We start from the raw sequence: 18832 nt of genomic DNA, 5'->3' as shown, positions 1-18832 counted from the left end.
ACACTCCTCACTCAGAAGATGTGTTGCATCCATCCCTTGAAATCAAGTCGGGAAACGCGTCGCCAGTTGCACTTTCGCGGTAATAGGTCACGATCGGCTCGAGCTCGTCGGGGGTGGCGCCATGCATGATGACCGCGTCGGCCCCGTAGTCGAACTCCTTGCGGATGCGGTCCACGCACTGTTCGGCCGTCCCGGTCGCCGAGGGCTCCAGCCATTCGTCGGGGATCAGCGTCGCGATGTGCTCGATCTGCTCGGGCGTGCCCTTGTGGTCGATCCCGCCGGCGATCGACGTGACGACCGGGTCTTCGCGGAACCGTTGCAGCACAGCGGGATCCCAGTCATTGGTTTGGACGAGCAGGTCGCCGTAGCCCTGTAGATAAGTGGCCAGCCGCGCGACGGTCTTCTTCAGCCGCAACTCTTCGGGCAGGTGGTCGCCGACGGTCGCGAAGCACGACCACACCCGTACACTGTCGGGGTCGCGGCCCGCCTTCTCCGCGGCCGCCTTCACGGTTTTGACGCTGCGCTGCAAGGTTTCCGGGGTGAAGTAGGTGTGCAGTATGACGTCGTCGAAGGCCCGGCCTCCGAGCGCGAGCGTGTTAGGGCCGAACGCCACCAGGGCCAACCGGATGTCTTCGTTGAAGTCCGGATCGAGAAACAGGATGGGGTACTTGCCCATCGGGCCGTCGTGGTTGAAGATCAGCTCGCCGTGCCACAGTCGGCGCATGACCTGGGCCCAATCCTCCATTTGCGCCGTCGTCACCGCCGGTATGCCGAAGGCCCCGTAGATTGCGGCGATGCCCCGGCCGACGCCCAGGGTGAATCGGCCGCCGGAAAGGCGATGCATCGTGGTCGCCCACGATCCCGTGATCAGCGGGTGGCGGGTGTTGTGATTGGTTGCGGCGGTGGCGATCTGCATGCGGGTGGTCACCGCGCACGCCGCCCCGACGAGCGACGACGCCTCTTTGACGTTCCACCGCTCGGAGATGAATCCGGTGCCGAAGCCGAGTTCCTCGCCGCGACGGGCCTCGTCCATCAATGCAGCCGGGCCCTCACCCCCGGCGCCGGCCAGCAGATAGAAGCCCAATTCATCAAGCGTACGGTCACTCAATTCCAAACCCCTTGCTGGTAGCCGCAGTTCCACACCTCGGTAATCTTGCCATCGACCACGCGGAACACCTCCATGCTGGCGATGTTGGTTTGGGTGCCGTCCTTGGTCCTGATCGTCGAGTCGTAGACGATCGCCACGTGTTCGCCGTCCTCGCCCTCGATGACGACATTGAGGTCGAAGTGCAACGATTCGGCCACCTGCCACATGTCCACCACCCGCTGGACCGCTTCGGCGTGGGTCAGCGTGCGCGAAGCACCGACCTCGTGCCGAATGACGGTGTCGCCCAACAGCTCCTCGGCCAGCTCGATGTTGCGCTCATTCCACACGACGAGGTTGTAGAGCTCGACCACCGTCCGTGCCGTCCAGGTCGGCGCCATCAGCCGGGCACCGCGTCGCGCAGGAATCGGTCGGTGATGCGCTGCACGCGCCGGGAGAAAATGTGCCCGACGTGGCTGCCGTCGTACCAATACAACTGGCCGGCCCAGCGTTCCTGCAGCGCGTTCGTGGGCTCACGCATCGCCATCCGGTCGTGCCACGCCCCGACGATGAGGCGGCGCTCCGGTGGCGGCGAGGGTGTGACCGCCAGGGGGTCGATCACCGAGGTCAGCTGGGTGACCACGGGAGATTCCAGCAACTCGCGGAATCCGTCGCGCGACGGCCCCCACCGCTGAAGGTGTCGCGCGATCATCGCGTTGAGCCCCAGGATGGGCGTGTACAGGGCCACCGCATCGATCCGCTTTTCCAGGTGCGACACCAGCGCGGCCACCGGGGTGCCCATCGAAATCCCGGCCACCACAACGGCGGTGGCTTGCGCCTGCGCCCAGCGCACCACGGCGCGCACCTCCGAGACGACCCGCATCATTCCCGCGACGTTGCCGAGCGGATCCATGTCGGGATAGGCCGGCCAGTGGCCGCGTCGGCACCCGTGGCCCGGCTGCACCGGCATCGCGATGTTGAAGCCCAGTTTGCGATGTATCCGGCCGATGCCGGACATCAGCAGGTCTTCGGTGCCGCCCTGACCGGCGCCGTGCACCCATACCAGCCACGGTCTGGGCCCGTCGCGGTGCCGGCACACGTGCACCACCGCTCGCGCCGGCCCGCCCAACCCGTCGGCCTCCAGGGTCGGCGGCAGGGCCGGATCGTGTTCGAAGGTCAGCCGTTCGTATGCCAGGCCGGCGATACGGCGCCGGCGTATCGAGGCGGCCCGCAACGGTTTCGGCTCGGCGTGCGCCCGGTCGATGCCGAGCGTCGAGAGCTCCTCGGCGGCCGCGGTGCACGCATCCAGCGGGCGCATCGCCGCGGGGCTGCCGCCCAGCAGCGAAAAGCCGCTCAGCACAAGCTCGTCGAGCATGACCTCACCGAACTGGCGGACACCGCGTGGCGACAGCGGGGACCAACCGGTGGACTCCTGCAGACCGGCCACCGTTCGCGGCACCAGCATTGCGAGTTCCCGGGCCACATCTTTGGCCAGGCTCAGCCCGTTCAATGCCTTCGCCATGTCGCTCACCTTCAACAGCTAAGCCAGTTTGAATCCGGTGTATCCGCTTGCCGCGATTTCGTCGCAGCGCCGCCGGTATTCGGGGATTCCGCCGGTGTAGCCCATATACATCCGTTTCTTGCCCGGCACGTTGCCACCGTTGTACCAGGAGTTGCACGACGAGTGGACCAGAACCGTAGGCGCGACGAGCGCCGTGGTGTGGTCGATCCACTCCTGCTGAGCGGTGCTGAGCGCCTCGATGGTGCGGATGTCGTTGGCGCGCAGATACGCGAGGCAGTCGCCGATCCACTCCACGTGCTGTTCGAGGGCGGCGACGAAGTTCGTCGCGGCGCTCGGGCTGCCCGGGCCCTGAACCGTGAAGAGGTTCGGGAACCCGGCGACCGCCAGACCCAGGTACGACAGCGGGCCTTCGGTGGCCCAGAATTCGCCGAGCGAGACACCGCCGCGGCCACGGACGTCGATGCGGCTCAGCGCGCCGGTCATGGCGTCAAAACCGGTGGCGTAGACGATGGCATCGAGTTCGTGCAACCGGTCCTCGGTGCGGATGCCGGCGGGTGTGACTTCGCGGATCGGCGACTTTCGCAGGTCGACGAGGGTGACGTTGTCTCGGTTGAACGTCTCGTAGTAGCCCTGGTCGATGATCGGGCGCTTACAGGCGAAGGGGTGCACGGGAACCAGGGAGGCGGCGGTGTCCGGGTCCTTGACGATCCGGGCCACCGCCTCGCCGTACAACTTGGCGGCCATCCGGTTGGCGTCGATGTCGAAGAAGATGTCGCCCCAGTTCAGTGCGCCCATGACGCCGTTCTCCTCGATGGCGCGCAGTTGCTCTTCGCGCGTCGCCGACTTCAGTGGCGGCCTGCCGAGCATTTCGAGCAGGACGGAAAACGCGCTCAGCCGGGCCGCGCCGATCGGGTGGGCGCGCTGGGCCGCACGGATTTCGCCGTAACGGGCCTTCATGTCGTCGAGCTCGCCCGGCTCGAAGCGATGCACCCGCCACGGCAAGGTGTATGCCGGTGATCGCTGAAACACCGACAATTGCAGGGCTTCTCGGGCGACGACGGGGATGAGTTGCACGCCGGTCGAGCCGGTGCCGATGACGCCGACGCGCTTGCCGGTGAGGTCGACGCCGCCCTCGGGCCAGCGGCTGGTGAACAGCGACGCCCCGGCGAACGTGTCCATCCCGGGGATGTCCGGCTCCAGCGGTACGGACAGGATGCCCGAGGCGGCGACGACGAAGGGAACCCGGAAAATGTCGTCGGATTCGGTGCGCACCGACCACATCGCGGCTTCGTGGTCGAACGTCATCGCGACGACCTTGGTGCCGAATTGGATGTCGCGGCGAAGGTCGAGCCGGTCGGCCACGAAGTTCAGGTAGGCCTCGATCTCCGGCTGGGCCGGCATCGACTCCGTCCACACCCACTCCTGCTGGATCTCTTCGGAGAAGCTGTAGGAGTATTCGATGCTCTCGATGTCGCACCGCGCGCCGGGATAGCGGTTGAAAAGCCAGGTGCCGCCCACGCTTTCGGCCATCTCCAGCACGCGGGTACGTAGCCCGAGTTGCCGCAGCCGGTGCAGCATGTACAGCCCGGAGAACCCGGCGCCGATGACGAGGACGTCGTAGGAGGTATCAGCTTCAGCCATCGTCGCCGCCGGTTATCTTCAAGATGGTTCGGCTCAGGTTTCCCCCGAAGCCCCCCATCACCATCGGTGCGAAGTTCCCCACCCCCTCGATCGGGGGCGCGGTCTGAGGGTCGGCACCCGCGGTGGACACCGCCATGTCCAGCGTCACGACCACGTCGGTGGTGAACACGTCGCACCAAGACTCCAGGTCTTCGGTGTCCAGAAAACGGCAGTAGCGCGCCTTCAGTTGCCGGATGGCTTCCAGCTCGTCAGCCGCTGTCGTCATGTCACTCCTTGCCGCGCGCGGGCCGGACTGCTGAAATCTATACTGTAATGGATTTAGTATCAACGATCACGGGAGGCACTGGCGTGAAAGTTCCCTTCACCTGGAAGGTCACCGGCTGGTTCATGGTCGGCTGGTCCCCGGAGTTTCCCGTCGGCGAGGTCCGGCCGCTGCGCTATTTCGGGGAGGACCTGGTGGCCTACCGGGATGAGCAGGGTGAGCTGCATGTTTTGGAAGCGCACTGCAAGCATCTCGGCGCCCACATCGGCCACGGCGGCAAGGTGGTCGGCGACTGCGTCGAGTGCCCCTTCCACGGCTGGCGCTGGGGGCCGGACGGCTGCAACAAATACATCCCGTATCAGCCGGACCGGCCCAACCGAGGGCTGCGGCTGAAGGTGTATCCCGTCCGGGAGCAGTACGACTGCGTGTTCATCTGGCACCACCCGGACGGCAAGGAGCCACAGTGGGAAATGCCGGATATCTTCCGCAAGTTCCCGCAATTCGAGACCGATCCTGCCCAGTACTACCGGGCGTATCCGGAGTTTTCCCGGCGCGCGGAGCGCGAACCGGTGCATCCGCAGATCGTGGCCGAAAACGCACCCGACAGCGCCCATTTCGAGTACGTGCACCACGCCACGGTGACGCCCCGGGTGCTCGACTGGAAGATCGTCGACCACGAATGGCAGTTCATCGCGGGCTGGCCGGACGCAACTAGCGACAATCCCGACGATCTCGCGTTACGGTTTCACAGCCACCTGTTCGGGCTCGGCGGGGCGATCAGCGTCTTCGAGGGCGCGCAAAACCACCGGCTGATCTTCACCTGCACGCCGGTCGACGACGAGTGCTCGGACCTGTTCTACTCGATCTGGTGGCCGCGAATCCCCGGCGACACGGCGGACGTTCCGGAAGGAAAACTGCGCGACGTCATCGAGAAGCAGTTCCTGTCCACGGTGTTCGACGACCTGCAGATCTGGCGCTACCAGAAGTATGTGGAACACCCGGCACTGTCGAAGACCGATGCGAAAGGCTATATGGCGCTGAGGAAGTGGGCGACGCAGTTCTATGACGTCGCGCCGGTGGGCGCCCCCGCATGACGGACCGGCTGGCGGGACTTGTCGCACCTGAGCACACCGCGATCGTCGCCCAGGAGTGCCAGGGCGCGGTGATGGGTCCCGACGCCGGACTGGCGATGCTGGCCGAGGAAGCCCGCCGCGAGGCGTTGCCCAACATCGCGCGCCTGCTGCCCGCGGCCCGCGCGGCCGGGGTGCGGGTCGTGCATTGCCTGGTGCAGCGGCGGCCCGACGGGCTCGGCTCCAACCACAACGCGAAGATCTTCGCGATGGGCGGCGGCAACCAGGTGGACATCACCCCCGGCACGCCGGGTGCGGAGGTGCTGCCCGAATTAGGTCCGGAGCCTTCGGATTTGGTCTTGCGCCGCTGGCACGGCGTGGGGCCGATGGGCGGCACCGATCTGGACGCGGTGTTACGCAATCTCGGCGTCTCGACCATTGTCGTGGTGGGTGTTTCGCTGAACATCGCGATCCCCAACCTCGTCATGGACGCGGTCAACGCCGCCTACCGGGTGGTCCTGCCCCGCGACGCCGTCGCCGGCATACCCGCCGACTATGGTGCAGCGATGATCGCCAATACGCTGTCGCTGCTTGCCACCATCACCAGCACCGACGATCTGCTCCGGGCCTGGGACGAGGAAGCGCGATGACCGACACAGCGCCGGAAGTTCGCGGCGGATTCCCCGACGTCAAGCCCGTCGAGGACGCTCCCGCGGAACTGGGCCCGTTCGTCGCCGCACTGCGCCGACTGCAGGACCTGACCGTGTCCACCAAGCCGGACCCCGCGCTGTGGGCCGCCGCGACCGCGCACCTGGAGAACGCCTGCGCGCTGCTGGATGGCCACCAGGTCCCCGAGGTCGAGGCGGTGGCCGGCCGGGTGCTGAGCCTGCCCGGGCTGGCCCATCCCCTACTGCCGCCCTGGATGGTGACCGATGCCGGTGCCGACGGCGTCACGATGGCCGGTCATTTCACCACCTCGCACATCGGCGGGAACCGGGCCGTGCACGGCGGCATGATCCCGCTGTTCTACGACTGGCTGTTCGGCATGGTCGTGTCCACCGCGGACATCCGGCCGACGCGCACGGCCTATCTGCACGTCGACTACCGGCAGATCACCCCGATCGATCAGCCGCTGACCGCTCAGGGCCGCATCACCGACGTCGACGGCCGGAAGGTTTTCATTGACGCTACTATGACAGCCGCCGACGGTACGCTGCTCAGCGAAGCCAACGGCCTGATGGTTCGCCTGCTACCCCACCAGCCGTGAGCGGACCCCGGTTTGGCGAGCAGACGCAGAATCGCACCGCACGAGCCTTGCGCATGCGATTCTGCGTCTGCTCGGCGGAAAGGAAATAGTGGACACCACAACAACATTCACGGTTCCTGCCGTCGCGAAGGCCGTCGCGGCCGCCATCCCCGATCGGGAGCTGGTCATCCAGGGCGATCGCCGGTACACCTACGCGCAGGTGATCGACCGCTCGAACCGGCTCGCCGCCTACCTGCACTCGCAAGGTTTGGGATGCCACACCGAGCGCTCCGCGCTGGCCGGCCACGAGGTGGGCCAGGACCTGCTCGGCCTCTACGCCTACAACGGGAACGAATTCGTCGAGGCGCTGCTGGGCAGCTTCGCGGCCCGGGTGGCCCCGTTCAACGTCAACTTCCGCTACGTCAAAAGCGAGCTCCAGTATCTGCTGGCGGATTCGGGGGCCACCGCGCTGCTCTACCACGGCGCATTTGCGCCACGGGTCGCCGAGATCTTGCCGGATCTTCCGCAGCTACGCGTGCTGATCCAGATCGCCGACGGCTCGGGCAACGACTTGCTCGAGGGCGCAGTCGATTACGAGGCCGCTTTGGCGTCCGTGTCGCCGGAACCGCCGCCGGTGCAGCACTGCGCCGACGACCTGTACGTCCTGTACACCGGGGGCACGACGGGCATGCCGAAGGGCGTGCTGTGGCGCCAGCACGACATCTTCATGACGTCCTTCGGCGGGCGGAATCTCATGACCGGCGAACCCTCGGCGTCCATCGACGAGATCGTCGAGCGGGCGGCCTCGGGTCCCGGCACCAAGCTGATGATCCTGCCCCCACTGATCCACGGCGCGGCCCAGTGGAGCGTGATGACGGCGATCACGACGGGGCAGTCCGTCGTTTTCCCCACGGTCGTCGACCATTTGGACGCCGACGACGTGGTGCGCACCATCGAGCGGGAAAAGGTCGCGGTGGTCACCGTGGTGGGTGACGCGATGGCCCGCCCGCTGGTTGCCGCGATCGAAAAGGGGACCGCCGACGTGTCGTCGTTGGCGGTCGTCGCCAACGGGGGCGCCCTGCTGACCCCGTACGTCAAGCAACGCTTGATCGAAGTGCTGCCGAACGCCGTTGTCGTCGACGGCGTCGGGTCGTCGGAGACGGGTGCCCAGATGCATCACATGTCCACCTCGGGCGCGGTAGCCACCGGCACGTTCAACGCCGGGCCGGACACCTTCGTCGCCGCCGAGGACCTGACGACCATCCTGGAACCCGGCCACGACGGGATGGGCTGGCTGGCCCAGCGAGGTTACGTTCCGCTCGGCTACAAGGGTGATGCGGCCAAGACCGCCAAGACTTTTCCGGTGATCGACGGCGTTCGCTACGCCGTTCCCGGTGACCGCGCCCGCCACGGCGCCGACGGCTCCGTCGAACTGCTCGGCCGCGACTCGGTGACCATCAACTCCGGCGGCGAGAAGATTTTCGTCGAGGAGGTCGAAACGGCCATCGCGTCGCACCCCGCCGTGGCCGACGTGGTGGTCGCCGGACGGCCGAGCGAGCGGTGGGGCCAGGAGGTCGTCGCGGTCGTGGCGCTGGCCGAGGGCGCCAGCGTCGAGGCCGACGAGCTGGTCGCCCACGCCTCAACCACTTTGGCGCGCTACAAACTTCCGAAGGCGATCGTCTTCCGTCCGGTCATCGAGCGCAGCCCCTCGGGCAAGGCCGACTACCGGTGGGCTCGTGAGCAAGCCGTGAATGGTTGAGCGATGTCGTTGCTGCAGAAGGACGAGACGCTGACGGCTTCGACTGAGGTACGCGCCTCCGCGGACCGGATCTACGCCGTCGTGTCCGACGTCACGCGGATCCCGGAGTGGAGCCCGGAGACCGTGCGTGCGCAGTGGCTGGCTCCGGACCGTTTTCGGGCCTGGAACCGTCGGCGACTGGGCCGGTGGCGGACCGAAGCCGCCATCGTCGAAGCGGTGCCGGGACAACGGTTCTCGTTCGTCGTTCAGGCCATGGGTGGGGACTGGACGCAGTGGACATATCTCATCGAACCCGGTTCCACCGCCGCCACATCGCGTCTCACCGAAGCCGTCCGGATGTGCGTCCCGCTGCCTTTCGGGGCCGTGCTGTTCGAACACCTCTTTCTGTTCATCCGGGATCGACGTAGCGATCTTCAAACGAACCTCGAAACCTCGGTGGGCCGCATTCGCTCGATTGTCGAGGCGGAAAATTCATGAACTACCAAGACCGCGTTGCGGTAGTCACGGGTGCCGGCTCCGGCATCGGCCGCGCATTGACGCAGATGCTCACCCAGGACGGGGCGCATGTCGCGGCGGCCGACATCGACGACAAGGGTCTCGCCGAGACGCAAACATCGTGCCGGCCCGGCCAGGTCACGCCGTACCGGGTCGATGTGGCGGACCGGGATGCGGTGTTGGGTTTCGCCGAAGACGTGCACCGGCAGCTCGGGCCGGCCTCGATGTTGTTCAACAATGCCGGAGTTGACCTGTTCGCGAGCGTGGCTGACATGTCGTGGACCGATTTTGATTGGCTCATCGGGATCAACGTCGGCGGCGTCGTCAATGGGACCAAGGCGTTCCTGCCGCAACTCATCGAATCGGGTACTTCCCAGCGCCCGGCGCGGCTGGTCAACCTGTCCAGTGCCTTCGGGCTGATCGCGGTGCCCTACCAAGGGGCTTACAGCACGGCGAAGTTCGCGGTGCGGGGTTTCACCGAGGCGCTCCGGCAGGAGATGATCATCGAACGCCACCCGGTGACCGTGCACTGCGTGCACCCCGGGGTGGTCCGAACCAACTTCGGGACCAACATGCGCGCCGCCGATACGGAGGATCCCGACCAGGCGGCCAAACTCTTTGCGCGCGCGGCGCTCACCTCACCCGAGAAGGCCGCTCGGGTCATTCTGCGCGGCGCCGAGAAGAACCGGGCCAGGATCCTCATCGGGCCCGACGGGCGCGTGATGGCGGCGATGCCCCGGCTACTGGGCGCGCACTACGCCGCTCTGCAGGCCTACGCCGCGAGGGTGACGAATTCGCGTTCGGGACGCGCCGACCGCTGACGCGAGCCTATTGAGGCGGGGCGATTCTTCACCGCGACTCCCGGAGTCGCCGGCTCTCACCGCAGGCGCATAAACATCTGACGTTTCAAAACCCAACCGAACGCACCGCAGGTTGGCGTCAGCGTCCAGCTATACCTCTAGAGGTTTATTCCGATCGCTGCGAGTCGCCGCGGCAGTCCGCGCATCTGATGCCGCGAAAGACGGTGGCGCGCAGCCGCTGCCGATGCACGACCACACCTCCGAGGGCGCCCCGCACAACCGAGATCAGACCTTCGGCCTCCAAGATGCGCAAGGCCTCCCGCAACGACGGCCGCGACACATCGAACCGTTCGAGCAAGTCAGCCTCGGTGCCCAGTAGGTCACCTTCGTCGAGTCCGCCGGTGATGATCAGTCCACGCAATTCGTCGGCGATCTGCTTCGGCTTGCCCGCTGTCTGGGCCTCCACCGCCGAGCCCGTCAGCGTTGTGCGCTTAGCCACGTCTCTCCCTACCGCACGACCGGCCACTATTCCAGCACACTCGCGAGATTGACTGTCCGGCAATCTCGGTCAGCGTCGCCCCATGAGTTCGGTGCCCATTCTTCCCAATACGGGCCAAACAGGTCGCAAAGCCCGGACGCAGTCGACGCCGGGATGGTGGCTCATGCGGCTTTACAAACGATACATCTAGAGGTTTAAATGGCGCTAGACCGCCGCCCGGTCCAGGCCGGCGACGATCGGTGAACCGTCGGCCGGATCGACAGGTCGGTAATGCCGGGTCCAGGCTCTCGCGTCCGGATCTAGCCCGCAGGAAAGGCACGAGCCGCCTGAAATGAGACCTCGATGAAAACGAGAGCAGCAGTCCTTCATGGTGTCGGTCAGGACTGGGACGTCACCACCATCGACATCGATCCCCCGCGGGCGGGAGAGGTGCTGGTGAAGATGGCCGTTGCGGGCATCTGCCATTCGGACGACCATTTCGCCACCGGTGACAGCGTGCCCGACCAGAATATGGCCGCTGCCATGGCAACCGTCGGAATGCCTGTGCCCCAATGGTTTCCGCTGTTGGGCGGTCACGAAGGCGCCGGTATCGTCGAAGAGGTCGGCCCCGGGGTTGACCCCCGTCGCCATGATGATGACACGTAAGGGCGGAACGTGCGTGCTGACCGGAATGACCCCGCTATCGGAGATGAACGTGCCGCTCATCCTGGCCGACATGGTCAACTCCTGCAAAACCCTCAAAGGCTCCTTCTACGGGGAGATGAACCCTCGGGCAAGCATGCCGATGCTGCTGTCGATGTACGAGGCGGGCGATCTCAAGCTCGACGAACTCGTCACCCGGCGATACAAGCTCGACGAGATCAACGACGCGATCAAGCATTTGCGCGAAGGATGCAACATCCGTGGTGTCATCGACTTCACCGGCTCGTGAGCGCAGCAAGAGAAAACCTATGCGCCACACCGGAATAAGCCCGACCCCAACAGCGGCCTAGCCAGTTCGGCCAGAAAGTAGAGGTGAGTTGAATGCCGGATCGCATCGACTTCGAAGTACAGGTAGCGGTGCCTTCACTGGACCACTATCGGCGCGAATGGGTGCCGGGGCCCGATGTGGGCCTGGCGGGAATGTGATCGGCGCGGTTGTCAGCGACGCGTCGGGACAGGACTACTGGGGGTTACGGGGAGCCGACGACTTCCTCGTTGGGATGACCCACGTAGTGTCGCCGATCACCGGATTCAAGGCACTGCAGAAAACGTTCGACGCCGATCCGCCCCACCTGTTCGCCGAATACTCCTCGATCGACTGGTTCGAGCCACTCGAATACGTCGACAGCGGAGGCGCGGTGCAACTGAACTACTACAGCGGCCGCATGGAGCGCGACGCCGATGGCTTTCACTGGTCCGACGCGAGCGAGCGCTGGGAGATACACGGGAAGGACGCCACCGACATCTTCACCGTCCACGTGCCGGCGCAAGACGGAATCGACAATGAGGTCTATTACCGTCACCAACTACTCTGGGCCACAGGACAAGTCAATGGGACGCAGGTGTCGGGATACCTCCATCAGGACTACGCCTACGGCCCACCCGGAATGGTCTACCCGGAACTTCCGATCGCCCGCCAACTGCAGGGCATGTGGGTGTCCTGGCTGCACCAGTACGATGACGGCGAGCTGGGCGGCGGCTGCTTCTGGCAAGGCCGAGACGGGGTGGCTTTCGGACCCGGCTATCAGCTCAAGGGCGGGATCACCTCGGCGCATGACGACGTCGTGGCCAAACCGACGTTCGACGAAGACAACAAGCTGGTTGCGCTGGACGTATCCATCGGCTCGGACGCATACTCGTTCGCCTTCGACACCAGCGGCAGCCCCATCCATTTCTTCGGCCGCCTGACGAGCAGCTCGACGGGTAAGACCCCGGCTCGCAGCTGGTGCTGGGTCGAGTACGCCGGAGGCATGCTGACCCCAGAGCTCCTCGATTACATGATGCAGCGCTTCCGGCTCGCCCGCGGTCGCTGACGCCGCATTACGGCAGCACCCGCACCGGGACGTTGTTCCAGCCGGCGACGTTCTGCATGTTGACGCGACGGCAGCCCGCCCAGTCCACCTCATAGCGCGGCATGTGGTCGAGCAACTTCTGCAGTGCGACAGAGCTTTCCATGCGTGCCAGCGCCGCCCCGAGGCAGCTGTGGATCCCGTAGCCGAATCCCAGGTTCTGTGCTTCGGCGCGGTCGCGGTCGATGTCGAAGACCTCTGGCTTCGTCCACGCGTCGGGATCACGGTTGGCCGAGCCGAGCAGCAGGAACACCGGCTTGCCGGCCGGGATGGTGACGCCGTGCAGGGTGACGTCTTCGCGCGAACAGCGCACGTTGTACTGGTTCGGGGATTCGTAGCGCAGCACCTCTTCGACCGCGGCGGGGACCCTGCTGCGGTCGTCGAGCAACTTATGCCATTGCTCGGGATGGCGCGCAAACAACACCACCGCGTTGGCCACCAGCTTGGTCACCGTCTCGGCGCCCGCCCCGCCCAATAGCACGGCGAACTGGGCGATTTCGATGTTGTCCAACGCGGTGAGCTCGCCGTTCTCGCGCTCCACCTGGGCGGCCACCAATGCGCTGATCATGTCGTTGCGCGGGGCGGCCCTGCGCTCCTTCACCAGCTGGTAGTAGGCGATCGCCATTTGGGTGGCGGCCTGCACACCCGCCTCCGACATCTCGACCTCGCCCGGTTCGCGGTGCAGGAATTCGTCGAGCCACAGCCGGATCTGCTGGCGATCCCCCTCCGGCACCCCGAGCATCGTCGTGATGACTTCGACGGGGAACAGCGCCGAGAAATCCTGAACGACATCGAATCCCGCGGGGTCGGTGGCGCCCAGATAGCGATCGATCAGGCCGGTCACCAAGGGCCGCATCGATTCGATCGCGCGCGGGGTGAAGACCTTGTTGACCAGGCCGCGCATGTGCCGGTGTTCGGGCGGGTCCATCATGATGATCGACTTGTGCCCCATGGGCTCCTCGGAGCGCACCGCCGCGAGGTCCACACCTCGCGCCGACGAATACGTCTCGAAGTTCTTATACGCCGCGGCGACATCGACGTGGCGGCTCAGCGCGTAAAAGTCGTACCGTTCGCTGTAGTAGACCGGGGCTTCCTCACGCATCCGACGATACGTCTCGTAGGGCCCGTTGAAGAAGTCCTCCGAGAACGGGTCGAATTCCAGTTCGGCGACGGTCATTTCGCAACCTTCTTTAGCCGGCGGTGCGTGCGGGCCCGCGCGATCCGCAGGGCGGTATTGGCGTAGAACCGCAACGAACTGCCGAACGGCGGCGCCGCGGTCCCGGTGATGCTGAACGGCAGGTCGTTGCCGACCACGGTGCGGTAATGACTGAAGGTGTCGAAACCGGCCTTGCCGTGGTAGGCGCCCATCCCGCTGCGGCCCACTCCCCCGAACGGGGCCGCGGACGGGATCATCTGCGCCGCAAAATCATTGCGCGCGACGCCGCCGCTGCGGGTATTGCGGACAAAGGTGCGGAAATCGTCGTCGTCGGGACCGTACCAGTAGGCCACCAGCGGCGCCGGCCGACGGTTGATGTAGTCGATCGCCTCGTTCAGCCGGGAATACCCCATGACGGCCAGCACCGGGCCGAAGACCTCCTCGTCGGCGATCCGCATCCGGTCGTCGATGTCGCGGACAATGGTGGGCGCGATTTTGCGACTGGCGCGGTCGGGTAGCGACTCGCCCTCCGGGGCAATCGTTTCCACGCGAGCACCGTGCGCCCGCGCATCATCGATCAGCCGCACCACCCGGTCGAAATTGGCCTGGTTGACGCTGGAGCAGTAGTCGGCGTTGGCGATGACCGTCGGGAACATCCCGCGCAGGGTTTCGCGGGCCGTGTCGACGAAGGCGTCGAGGTGGGCGTCGGGCACCAGCACGTAATCGGGGCAGACACAGACCTGTCCGCCGTTGACCATCCGCGCCCGGGCGATGCGCGCCGCCGACCGCGCGATGTCGGCGCCCGACGCAACGACCACCGGGTTCTTGCCGCCGAGTTCCAGCGTCACCGGAACGAGGTTCTGGGCGGCCGAGCGTTGCACCAGCGCGCCCACCGACGGGGACCCGGTGAAAAACAGGTGATCTAACGGCAACGCCGCGAACTCGGCCGCGACGTCGGCGCCGCCGGTGACGACGTCGAGCTCAGTCGGGTCGAAATAGTTGGGCGCCGTCGCCGCCATCAGATCCGCGGTGTGCGCGGTGATCTCCGACATCTTGATCATCACCCGGTTGCCGGCCGCGAACGCCGCCGACGCGGGCAGCACCACAAGATTGACCGGGAAGTTCCACGGACCGATCACGCCGACGACGCCGAGCGGGGTGGGCTGGACTTCGGCCCGCAGGCCACACAGCCGGGCGGCGGGCATCAGTTTGGCCGGGCGCATCCATTGCGCCACATGGGATCTGGTGTGCTCGACCACCGAGGTGATCCCGATGATCTCGGTGAACAAAGAGGCCGCCTTGGACCGGGTGCCGTAGTCGGCGGCCATGGCGTCGATGAATGCGTCGCTGTTGTCCAGCAGCAGCGCCATCAATCGGTCGATGCGGTTGCGCCGGACCGCGGCGGTGGGCGGCCCCTCGGCCAGAAACGATCGCCGTTGTCGGTCCAGCATCGCCTGCAAATCGGTCTGCTGCCGCGCCGGCGGACTGTCAACCTGTTGGCCAACTGAACCCATGGCTGCACAGCTTACGGCAGCCGTGGCCGCGTCGATATAGTCTACTGTAATCTTTACAGTACGACCGTGTACCCGAGCCGGAGAGCAGCCGTGGAAAGTCAGCTTCAGGATGCCGTCACCGGCGAAAAGCCGGGCGACTACCTGCGCGACCCGTACCCCTACTTCGCGCAAAAGCGCACCGAGGGCGGGGTGTTTCGCGGCACCGTCATGGACTATTCCAAGACCCCCGAGTCGCTGCGCCCCAAGCGGTCTTTCGCGGCGGTGTCCTTCGACGCCGTCAACAAGGTGTTTCGCGACGGCCGGGTGTTCAGTTCGGCCATGTACGACACCACCATCGGCCTGTTCATGGGGCCGACGATTCTGGCGATGGAGGGCAAAAAGCACCGCGATCATCGCAACCTGGTGTCGGCAGCGTTCAAGTCCAAGGCGCTGGCCCGCTGGGAGCCCACGGTCGTGCGCCCGATCTGCAACGCCCTCATTGACGAGTTCATCGCCGAGGGCCAGGCCGATCTGGTCCGCCAGTTCACGTTCGAGTTTCCGACCCGGGTCATCGCCGCGCTGCTGGGCCTGCCCGACGACGACGTGCCCATGTTCCACCGGCGCGCGGTGGAATTGATCAGCTACGCGGTCCGCTACGAACGCGCCTTTGAAGCGTCGGCGGCGTTGAAGGACTACTTCCTCGAGCAGATCGAAGCGCGCAAGGCCAATCCGACCGAGGACATCATCGGCGACCTGGTCACCGCGGAGATCGACGGCGAAAAGCTCAGCGACGAAGCCATCTACTCGTTCCTGCGGCTGCTGCTGCCCGCCGGGCTGGAAACCACCTACCGGTCCTCGGGCAATCTGCTGTTCCTGTTGCTCACCCACCCCGAACAGCTCGCCGCAGTGCAGGCCGACACCACGTTGATCGCCCCGGCGATCGAGGAGGGGCTGCGCTTCGAGACGCCGTTGACCACGGTGCAGCGGTTCACCGCCGAGGACACCGAATTGGAAGACGTCAAGATCCCGGCGCGGTCGGTGGTCGACGTGTGCATCGGCTCGGCGAATCGCGATGGAAGCCGCTGGGAGAGCCCGGAAGAGTTCGACATCTTCCGTCCGCACATGCCCCACATTTCGTTCGCCGCCGGCGAGCACACCTGCTTGGGACTGCACCTCGCGCGCATGGAAACCCGGGTCGCGCTCGAATGCCTGCTGGATCGAGTGACCAACGTCAACCTGCTCACCGATGACGATCCGCATATCCACGGTCAGCCGTTCCGTTCGCCGACGGCGCTTCCGGTTACGTTCGACGCGAAGTAGGGTCCCGGGAATGGTGAAGGTAATGCAGGGCTTTCGGGTCCTCGAGGTTGCGCAGTTCACGTTCGTCCCCGCTGCGGGCGCGATCCTTGCCGACTGGGGCGCCGACGTCATCAAGGTCGAGCACCCGGCGCGCGGCGACACCCAGCGTGGCTTTGTCAACATGGGTGGCTTCCAGCTCAATCCTGACCGGCATCCGTTGATCGAGCATCCCAACCGGGGCAAGCGCAGCGTCGGGATCGACGTCTCCACCCCGGGCGGCCAGGAAGTGATCTACGAGTTGGCCAAGACCGCCGACGTGTTCCTGACCAACTACATGCCCGCGCAGCGGCAGAAAAACAAGTTCGACGTCGAGCACATTCGCGCCGTGAACCCAAACATCGTGTATGCCCGCGGCAGTGCGTACGGCGACAAGGGGGCCGAGCGGGACGTCGGCGGCTATGACGGAACGGCGTTCTGGACGCGCAGCGGGGTGGGGTACGCGCTGACCCCCGAGGAATTGGGCGGCGCTCTGGGACAGGGCATTCCCGCATTCGGTGACTCCATTGGCGGCATGTTCATCGCCGGCGGCATCTCGGCCGCGCTGCTGCACCGCGAGCGCACCGGCGAGGCGCTCGAGCTGGACGTGTCGTTGCTGAGCACGGCGTGGTGGGCGGCGGGCGCGAGCGTCACGCAAGGCATGGAGACCGGGGAGGTCATGCGCACCCCGATGCCAGGATCCGCGGCCGCATCGGTGAATCCGTTTCTGGGCAACTACGAAACCTCCGACGGCGGCACGATCAACCTGTGCATCGTCAGTCCGACGGGCTACATTCGCGACACGTTCGAGCACCTCGGCATCCCCGAGGCGGCCGACGATCCCCGCTTCTCCGACGTGCTGCCGTTGATCCAAAACGCCGACGCGGCCGCCGAGCTGATCGCAAAGGCCTTCGCCGGCAAGCCCTTCGACTACTGGCGACAGCACCTCAAAACGATGAAGGGCCAGTGGGCGCCGTTCCAGAGCCTCATCGATCTGGCCGACGACGAGCAAGCGATCGCCAACGACATGATCGTCGAAGTCGAGGCCAACGACGGCGGTGCGCCGTTCAAGGTCGTGCGCGGGCCGGTGCAGTTCAACCACGAACCGCTCGTCACCACCCGGGCCCCGCAGGCCTCCGAGCACACCGAGATCGTCTTGATAGAACTCGGGATGGACTGGGACCGCATCGCCGAACTCAAAGGAGCAGGAGCCATCGCGTGAATCGCGCCGACGACGACGCAGAACGTAGTGATGAGGAGGAGTGGCGCAAATGAATGACGTCGCAATCATCGGCGTGGGCCTACACCCCTTCGGTCGCTTCGAGGGCAAATCCGCGATGGAGATGGGCGTCGACGCCATCCGGCTCGCGGTCGACGACGCGGGCGTGCAGTGGAAGGACATCCAGGCCGCCACCGGGGGCAGCTGGACGGTCGCCAATCCCGATGCGATCGTCGGCATGGTCGGACTCTCGGGCATCCCCTTCACCAACGTGTTCAACGCCTGCGCGACCGCGGCCAGCGCCGCCAAGGCGTGCGCCGACGGAATCCGGCTGGGCGACTACGACATTGGGATCGCCATCGGCCTGGACAAGCATCCGCGCGGGGCGTTCACCGAGGACCCGGCTCTGGTGGGAATGCCGCGCTGGTATGCCGAAAACGGGCAGTACCTCACCACTCAGTTCTTCGGCATGAAAGCCAACCGATACCTGCACGAGCATGGCATCTCCCAGCAGACGCTGGCCAAGGTGGCCGCCAAGAACTTTCGTAACGGCGCGCAGAATCCGAACGCGTTTCGGCGCAAACCGATTCCGGAAGACGAGATCCTCAACTCGACGATGCTGAACTACCCGCTCACCCAGTACATGTTCTGTGCGCCCGACGAGGGCGCCGCCGCGGTGGTCATGTGCCGCGCCGACATCGCGCACCGCTATACCGCCAAGCCGGTCTTCGTGCGGGCGGTCGAGGTGCGTACCCGCCGCTACGGCGCCTACGAGGTGAACACCACCTTCGCCCCGGTCGACGAGGACGTGGCGCCGACCGTGTACGCCGCCAAGTCCGCGTTCGAAAAGGCCGGAGTGGCACCGGAAGACGTCGACGTCATTCAGTTGCAGGACACCGACGCCGGCGCGGAGATCATCCACATGGCCGAATGCGGGTTCTGCGCCGACGGCGAGCAGGAGAAGCTGCTGGCCGACGGTGCCACCGAGATCACCGGCTCGATGCCGATCAACACCGACGGCGGGCTGATCGCCAACGGCGAACCGATCGGGGCGTCCGGCCTGCGGCAGATCCATGAGCTGGTGCGCCAGCTTCGCGGCGAGGCGGGCGATCGTCAGGTGGCCGGTGAACCGCGCGTCGGGTTCGCTCAGCTCTATGGCGCGCCCGGCACCGCCGCGGCGACAGTCCTGACGACCTGACC

General features: G+C 65.9%; 19 protein-coding genes and 1 pseudogene. 12 read left to right on the top strand and 8 right to left on the bottom strand.

What is annotated here, in order from left to right; translation table 11 throughout:
• Positions 1-7 precede the first annotated feature (7 nt).
• From AC0KS4_RS05195 to AC0KS4_RS05175, 5 genes are read right to left on the bottom strand one after another with little or no spacing between them, the layout of a single operon-like run.
• Complete coding sequence (locus AC0KS4_RS05195; protein ID WP_238957472.1) at positions 8-1108, bottom strand: TIGR03857 family LLM class F420-dependent oxidoreductase; 1101 nt, start codon at positions 1106-1108, stop codon at positions 8-10.
• Positions 1105-1485, bottom strand: coding sequence for a nuclear transport factor 2 family protein (locus AC0KS4_RS05190; RefSeq protein WP_225326631.1), 381 nt, complete (start codon positions 1483-1485; stop codon positions 1105-1107). The genes AC0KS4_RS05195 and AC0KS4_RS05190 overlap by 4 nt, the downstream gene beginning before the upstream one ends.
• Positions 1485-2606 (bottom strand): alpha/beta fold hydrolase, encoded by a 1122-nt coding sequence (locus AC0KS4_RS05185; RefSeq protein ID WP_225326632.1) that lies wholly within the window; start codon positions 2604-2606, stop codon positions 1485-1487. Before AC0KS4_RS05185 ends, AC0KS4_RS05190 begins: the two co-directional genes overlap by 1 nt.
• An 18-nt stretch (positions 2607-2624) precedes the next feature.
• Positions 2625-4247: a flavin-containing monooxygenase gene (locus AC0KS4_RS05180; RefSeq protein ID WP_225326633.1), complete on the bottom strand. Its 1623-nt coding sequence runs from the start codon at positions 4245-4247 to the stop codon at positions 2625-2627.
• Entirely contained in the window at positions 4240-4512 is a 273-nt protein-coding gene (locus AC0KS4_RS05175; RefSeq protein WP_225326634.1) for a nuclear transport factor 2 family protein, read from the bottom strand. Before AC0KS4_RS05175 ends, AC0KS4_RS05180 begins: the two co-directional genes overlap by 8 nt.
• Positions 4513-4595: 83 nt before the next feature.
• On the opposite strand from AC0KS4_RS05175, the gene AC0KS4_RS05170 reads away from it, so the two are divergent.
• From AC0KS4_RS05170 to AC0KS4_RS05145, 6 genes are all read left to right on the top strand, one after another.
• Complete coding sequence (locus AC0KS4_RS05170) at positions 4596-5603, top strand: Rieske 2Fe-2S domain-containing protein (RefSeq protein ID WP_225326635.1); 1008 nt, start codon at positions 4596-4598, stop codon at positions 5601-5603.
• Positions 5600-6229, top strand: coding sequence for a cysteine hydrolase family protein (locus tag AC0KS4_RS05165; RefSeq protein WP_225326636.1), 630 nt, complete (start codon positions 5600-5602; stop codon positions 6227-6229). Before AC0KS4_RS05170 ends, AC0KS4_RS05165 begins: the two co-directional genes overlap by 4 nt.
• Positions 6226-6846 carry a PaaI family thioesterase gene (locus AC0KS4_RS05160; RefSeq protein WP_238957471.1) on the top strand — a complete coding sequence of 207 codons (621 nt, stop codon included), beginning with the start codon at positions 6226-6228 and terminating at the stop codon, positions 6844-6846. The genes AC0KS4_RS05165 and AC0KS4_RS05160 overlap by 4 nt, the downstream gene beginning before the upstream one ends.
• Before the next feature lie 85 nt (positions 6847-6931).
• A complete protein-coding gene (locus AC0KS4_RS05155; protein ID WP_238958003.1) occupies positions 6932-8584 on the top strand; it encodes an acyl-CoA synthetase in 1653 nt (550 codons plus the stop codon).
• Between the two features lie 3 nt (positions 8585-8587).
• Positions 8588-9061 (top strand): SRPBCC family protein, encoded by a 474-nt coding sequence (locus tag AC0KS4_RS05150; RefSeq protein ID WP_238957470.1) that lies wholly within the window; start codon positions 8588-8590, stop codon positions 9059-9061.
• Positions 9058-9900: an SDR family NAD(P)-dependent oxidoreductase gene (locus tag AC0KS4_RS05145; RefSeq protein ID WP_238957469.1), complete on the top strand. Its 843-nt coding sequence runs from the start codon at positions 9058-9060 to the stop codon at positions 9898-9900. The genes AC0KS4_RS05150 and AC0KS4_RS05145 overlap by 4 nt, the downstream gene beginning before the upstream one ends.
• A gap of 145 nt (positions 9901-10045) precedes the next feature.
• Here AC0KS4_RS05145 and AC0KS4_RS05140 read toward each other — a convergent pair whose 3' ends face one another.
• Positions 10046-10378, bottom strand: a complete 333-nt coding sequence (locus AC0KS4_RS05140; RefSeq protein WP_308193090.1) for a FadR/GntR family transcriptional regulator — start codon at positions 10376-10378, stop codon at positions 10046-10048.
• Positions 10379-10720: 342 nt separating this feature from the next.
• Between AC0KS4_RS05140 and AC0KS4_RS05135 the strand changes: the two genes are divergently transcribed.
• From AC0KS4_RS05135 to AC0KS4_RS05125, 3 genes and pseudogenes are all read left to right on the top strand, one after another.
• Positions 10721-11023, top strand: coding sequence for an alcohol dehydrogenase catalytic domain-containing protein (locus tag AC0KS4_RS05135; RefSeq protein ID WP_472408497.1), 303 nt, complete (start codon positions 10721-10723; stop codon positions 11021-11023).
• A pseudogene (locus AC0KS4_RS05130) lies at positions 10992-11309 on the top strand (alcohol dehydrogenase); the annotation flags it as partial. The gene AC0KS4_RS05135 and the pseudogene AC0KS4_RS05130, both read left to right, overlap by 32 nt.
• A gap of 193 nt (positions 11310-11502) precedes the next feature.
• A complete protein-coding gene (locus tag AC0KS4_RS05125) occupies positions 11503-12393 on the top strand; it encodes a hypothetical protein (protein WP_238957468.1) in 891 nt (296 codons plus the stop codon).
• 7 nt (positions 12394-12400) lie between these two features.
• Here AC0KS4_RS05125 and AC0KS4_RS05120 read toward each other — a convergent pair whose 3' ends face one another.
• Both AC0KS4_RS05120 and AC0KS4_RS05115 read right to left on the bottom strand, forming a co-directional pair.
• Positions 12401-13606, bottom strand: a complete 1206-nt coding sequence (locus tag AC0KS4_RS05120; protein WP_238957467.1) for a cytochrome P450 — start codon at positions 13604-13606, stop codon at positions 12401-12403.
• On the bottom strand, positions 13603-15099 hold the full coding sequence (locus tag AC0KS4_RS05115) for an aldehyde dehydrogenase family protein (RefSeq protein ID WP_275254644.1): 1497 nt from the start codon (positions 15097-15099) through the stop codon (positions 13603-13605). The genes AC0KS4_RS05120 and AC0KS4_RS05115 overlap by 4 nt, the downstream gene beginning before the upstream one ends.
• Before the next feature lie 90 nt (positions 15100-15189).
• Between AC0KS4_RS05115 and AC0KS4_RS05110 the strand changes: the two genes are divergently transcribed.
• The 3 genes from AC0KS4_RS05110 to AC0KS4_RS05100 are packed head-to-tail and all read left to right on the top strand — an operon-like array spanning position 15190 to position 18830.
• On the top strand, positions 15190-16398 hold the full coding sequence (locus tag AC0KS4_RS05110; RefSeq protein ID WP_238957466.1) for a cytochrome P450: 1209 nt from the start codon (positions 15190-15192) through the stop codon (positions 16396-16398).
• Positions 16399-16420: 22 nt separating this feature from the next.
• A complete protein-coding gene (locus AC0KS4_RS05105; protein ID WP_225326751.1) occupies positions 16421-17635 on the top strand; it encodes a CaiB/BaiF CoA transferase family protein in 1215 nt (404 codons plus the stop codon).
• 49 nt (positions 17636-17684) lie between these two features.
• The gene (locus tag AC0KS4_RS05100; RefSeq protein ID WP_225326645.1) at positions 17685-18830 is read left to right on the top strand and encodes a thiolase family protein; all 1146 of its coding nucleotides are present in this window, start codon (positions 17685-17687) and stop codon (positions 18828-18830) included.
• The last annotated feature ends 2 nt before the right edge of the window (positions 18831-18832 follow it).

Source organism: Mycobacterium sp. NTMscope_MAC_12, from assembly GCF_976985675.1.
This window is presented reverse-complemented; position numbering and strand designations above follow the sequence as displayed.